Annotated in this window: 7 protein-coding genes; all 7 read right to left on the bottom strand. The window is 54.6% G+C overall.

Annotated elements, in window-relative coordinates; all coding sequences use genetic code 11:
* A partial coding sequence (locus DBO31_RS01845) for an MOSC domain-containing protein (RefSeq protein WP_369907305.1) occupies positions 1-236 on the bottom strand: 236 nt, incomplete at its 3' end.
* 1 nt (position 237) lies between these two features.
* Entirely contained in the window at positions 238-1,206 is a 969-nt protein-coding gene (moaA, locus tag DBO31_RS01840; protein WP_059076433.1) for a GTP 3',8-cyclase MoaA, read from the bottom strand.
* Positions 1,199-1,696 (bottom strand): cyclic pyranopterin monophosphate synthase MoaC, encoded by a 498-nt coding sequence (moaC, locus tag DBO31_RS01835; protein ID WP_113856453.1) that lies wholly within the window; start codon positions 1,694-1,696, stop codon positions 1,199-1,201. Before moaC ends, moaA begins: the two co-directional genes overlap by 8 nt.
* A gap of 9 nt (positions 1,697-1,705) precedes the next feature.
* Positions 1,706-2,725, bottom strand: a complete 1,020-nt coding sequence (locus DBO31_RS01830) for a molybdopterin-binding protein (protein ID WP_150824299.1) — start codon at positions 2,723-2,725, stop codon at positions 1,706-1,708.
* Entirely contained in the window at positions 2,722-3,576 is an 855-nt protein-coding gene (yqeB, locus tag DBO31_RS01825) for a selenium-dependent molybdenum cofactor biosynthesis protein YqeB (protein WP_150824298.1), read from the bottom strand. The genes DBO31_RS01830 and yqeB overlap by 4 nt, the downstream gene beginning before the upstream one ends.
* Positions 3,563-3,958, bottom strand: coding sequence for a winged helix-turn-helix domain-containing protein (locus DBO31_RS01820; RefSeq protein WP_075581668.1), 396 nt, complete (start codon positions 3,956-3,958; stop codon positions 3,563-3,565). The genes yqeB and DBO31_RS01820 overlap by 14 nt, the downstream gene beginning before the upstream one ends.
* A gap of 137 nt (positions 3,959-4,095) precedes the next feature.
* On the bottom strand, positions 4,096-4,486 hold a 391-nt coding region (locus DBO31_RS01815; protein ID WP_150824297.1), incomplete at its 5' end, for a molybdopterin cofactor-binding domain-containing protein.

Below are 4,486 nucleotides of genomic sequence, written 5' to 3'. Positions count from 1 at the left end.
GAAAAGTCAAAGCCGCGGACGACGAGATTTTCCCCGAAGGCCCCGCTCTGCACATCGGCCCCGCGGGCACGGAATGCGTCAATCCGGTCTGCCGAAAGCAGGCTGACCTGGCGGTGCCAGTGGCCGGCATGGGCATCGCCCCGGATTCCCCAGTCAGCGACCAATTCTGCCGACTCTACGGGCTGTTTCTGCGTTCCCCGTACTGTACTAATACATATGGCTTCTATGCGTCCCATCTTATCCTCCAATCTGATTCATCGTTTTATGTTCTGTAATCCGGCTGGCATCGGAAAACTGGTGCTGTTCCGGTTTTGCCATTATGGCTCTGGTCACGGCCTGCCGCAACCGCTCCTGCCGGTCGGGAAGTCCGCTCCGGATAATGTCTCTGACAGATATGCCCTGTTCATAGCACAGACAAGGTTTCAATACGCCCGTACTGGTCAGACGCAGCCTGTTGCAGCTATGACAGAACTGGTGCGTATTGGCTCCGATAAAGCCGATATGTCCCGTAAGAGAAGTACTGCCATAGTAGACGGCCGGCCCGTTGCCATGGTGGCGGCAGGGGGACAGGTCGGGCCAGACCTGTTTCAGCCGGGAAAAAGCTTCGCCAACAGGGACACCCTTCATCTGCCGGCCACAGCCGATTGGCATGAGCTCAATGAACCGTACGTCCAGCGGCCAGTCACGGGCCAGTTCCGCCAGAGGCAGGATCTGGGACACCGTTTCCTCCAATAACACCGCATTCACCTTAATTCTGACTGGCCGTGTCAGTGCCTGCCGGAGAGCGGATAGAACCACATCGAGCTTCCCGCCGCCGGTCAGGTTTGCATACTGACTGGCCGAAAGCGTATCCAGACTGATATTGATACTGCTCACTCCGGCCTGACAGAGAACAGGAAGGGCCTTATTCAGGAGCTGACCATTGGTGGTCAGTGTCACATCACAGACGCCCGGCAGCGCCGTGAGTTTTGATATAAAGGAAAGGGCTCCCTTTCGCACGAGCGGTTCGCCTCCGGTCACTTTAAAACGATTGATGCCCAGTGAAACAGCAGCGTTACAAATTTCCAATATTTCTTCATAACGCAGGATTTCATCGTGCCCGACAGACGGCACGTCAGAGGGCATGCAATAGCGGCAGCGCAGATTGCAGCGGTCCGTCAGGGAAATACGCAGATAATCGATAGTACGGCCCCAAGTATCACGCATGTGGGTCGTCTCCTTTCCCATAGATAAAATGGCCGCTTTTGCCACCTTTCTTCTCTACCAGATGAACCTGTTCGATGTGCATATTTTTATCGACGGCTTTGCACATGTCATACACGGTAAGCAGGGCTATAGAAACACCTGTAAGCGCTTCCATTTCGACACCTGTCCGGCCCTGGCAGCGTACCAGACAGCGGGCCTCGATGGCACGGTCTTCCGGTACGGGAGAAAAGGTTACGGCACACTTGGTCAGTGCCAGGATATGGCACAGGGGAACGAGATCACTCGTTCTTTTTGCACCCATGATGCCGGCAATCTGGGCCACCGTAAGTACATCGCCTTTTTTCATAGTACCGGCCTGTACCATGGAAAAGCAGGTATCGCTCATATAAATCCGCCCAACGGCTACGGCTTCCCGTGCCGTTATCTCCTTCTGGCCCACGTCTACCATGCGGGCATTCCCTGCTTCATCAATATGAGAAAACTGTTCCATTCTTTCCTCCTATTTGCCAAATCCACAGTTCGGGAAGGTACAGACCGGGCAGTTCAGGCAGTATCCGCCTTCTCCCAGAGATGCCAGCCGGTCTGCCGTAATGGGGACGCCGGCAATAAGGGATGGCAGGACGAGGTCAAAAATAGTCCGCCGAGCATACATGACACATCCCGGCAATCCCACGACAGGCCGGCCGTCGGTCATATAGGACAGGAGGAACATCGCTCCTGGCAGGACCGGCGCCCCGTAAGATACGATGCGGGCTCCCGTATTTTTGATGGCCAGCGGCGTCTGATCATCAGGATCGACACTCATCCCACCCGTGCAGAGAACCATGTCCAGGTGCTGTTCCAGCATGCCGTTGATAGCCCGGGTAATAGCCGCCGGATCGTCATCGAGAATGTCGTGGGCTGCCATCACCGCCCCGAATTCTGCCATTTTGGAAACGATGACATCGGTAAACGTATCTTTGATACGGCCGTGGAACACTTCACTTCCTGTCGTCACGACGCCATAGCGGATGTTCCGGAAGGGGACGACCTGCATCAGTGGTTGGGAACCGGCTGCCTGTTTTGCCGCCTCCATCTTTTCTTTTTCAATGACCAGCGGAATGATCCGCGTCCCGGCCAGACGGTCTCCTTTTCTGACGGCAAATCCGCCATGCCGGGTGGCAATCATCATCTGACCCAGGGCATTGACCCGGTACAGGCCCTGCGTATCGACGAGAAACAGACCGTCACAGTCCGCCGTCAGTTCTATTTTGCCTTCCTTAGGTTCTCCAGCCGCAATATGACTGCCCTGACAGATATCCCGCAGGATGATTGCCGCATCATTTTCATGAAGCATATGTTCATTATTTTCCCAGATATAAATCTGTTCTTTTCCCACCGACAGCAGAACGGGAATGTCTTCCGGCTGGATAATATGCCCCTTGCGGAAGACGGGACCCTTGCTCACGCCACGGATGATCTGTGTAATATCATGACAGAGCACCTGCCCGACGGCATCGACGGTACGCATTTTTTTCATCGTTTCTGCACTCCTTTTTTCTTCTGATCCATCAGGACAGCCGTCAGTACGGCACCGCCCAGGCACCGGGCTTTATCTGAAATGGTGAAGCAGTTTTTCAGTTCTTCCTTCCGGGGATCGATATCGGCAGTCTTAAACCCTGGCGTAACGGGATACCCGTCCCGGATCAGCCCCCGTACCAGACCGGTCAGGCTGGCCCGGATGAGCGTCCCTTCCGTACAGATAGAAACGGTATCCTGTGGGGTCCCGGTGATGATGGCTACGGGATCGCCCTGTTCCACCATATCGCCAATCCGCACCAGTCCATACACATATCCTGCGGCCGGGCTGTGCATTACCCGTTCTTTCCCATATCCGGCAATGATGCCGGGAATTCCCGTATTGGCAGCAGCCGTTCCATCGGTGATGATCCGCCCCAGATTATGACCCCGCTTCGTTTCAATGACGTAGTCCACATCGCACCCAGCCGTAAATCCCGGACCGAGTCCGATGACACAGGGCGCCATGTCCCGCGTCGTGCCCAGGTTCTTTTTAGCGAGGATTGCATCGACGACGACAGCCGGCTTAAGATCGGCAATTGCCTTTCCTTCCGGATCAATCATAAGGGGAATCTGATTTTTTTCCCAGGCCTGCTGCACGTCTTCATAGGTATGGCAGCAGACAGCCATCATATCTTCTACCGTACAGCGGCCATCATACACGGCCTCTGACAAGGCTACCTGACGACGGATGGCTGACGGCGCGGCCACTTCCAGGGATACTACGGGGAAACCGGCCCGCCATAACGCTTGTATGACACCAGTGGCCAGATCCCCACCCCCACGGACGATAATACAATTATGTTGTTTCATGACCTAACTCCTTTAACCGGGTAATTTCACCGGGATTAAATGAACGCTCAAACTCCTGTCTCGCCGTTTCATTTACTTTCTCTTCCAATTTTTCATACCGCTGGAGAAGAATTTCTGCAGCCTTCGTCAGCCGGCTGTGCCCTCCATGGCTACCGCCGGCCTGTCGTTCTGTCAGGGGAAATCCCCAGATTTCTTCAGCTGCCCGCACGACCGTCCAGGCTTTGCTGTAAGACATGTGCATGGCCTGGGCAGCCCCCTGCAGCGACCCGGTGCGCCGCACACCGGAAAGTAATTCGGCTACACCGGGACCAAAGGCTTTTTCATCGGTCATCATGCGGACCGTGACCTTGCACCGCAGTCTCTTATCCTGCTCTCTGTTCATGACGATCTGCTCCTTTCAGGCGATATTTTTATACGCGAATAACGCAGGGAGAAAGAAAACCGGCTTGCTGGAACTGCCGGTTTCTTTTTATTTTTTTATTATAAGCGATAGCATCCCATCTGAAAAGTACGGCCGGTTTATTTTTTTGCCTGTTTTCTGGCATAGGGCGTGCCTTTCAGGGGAAGTTCCGTCTGAAACTCACCATTCCAGCGGTAGTACGCCCCTGCTACAGCTGGTGCCGTCGGGATAGATGTGATTTCACCGACGCCGATAGCACCGTACGATACGTCTACCCCTTTCTTTTCCAGGGGAATCGCTTCTACGACAGGTGCCTTGTCGGCACGGAATAATCCCAGTGTCCCGTACTTAGCCGTCGGCCTGCCGTGATCAAGAGGATACTGCTCCGTCAGGGCATAGCCACAGCCCATGACGGTACCGCCTTCAATCTGCCCTTCCAGACTCCGGGGATTGACTACTTTTCCTACGTCATGACAGGCTACAATCTTTTTAATCGTGCCATCTTCATTG

Origin of the sequence: Megasphaera sp. DJF_B143 (genome assembly GCF_900320625.1) — a bacterium.
GTDB lineage: Bacteria > Bacillota > Negativicutes > Veillonellales > Megasphaeraceae > Megasphaera > Megasphaera hexanoica.
The sequence above is the reverse complement of the archived record's forward strand: the minus strand, read 5'-3'. Positions and strand labels throughout refer to the sequence as shown.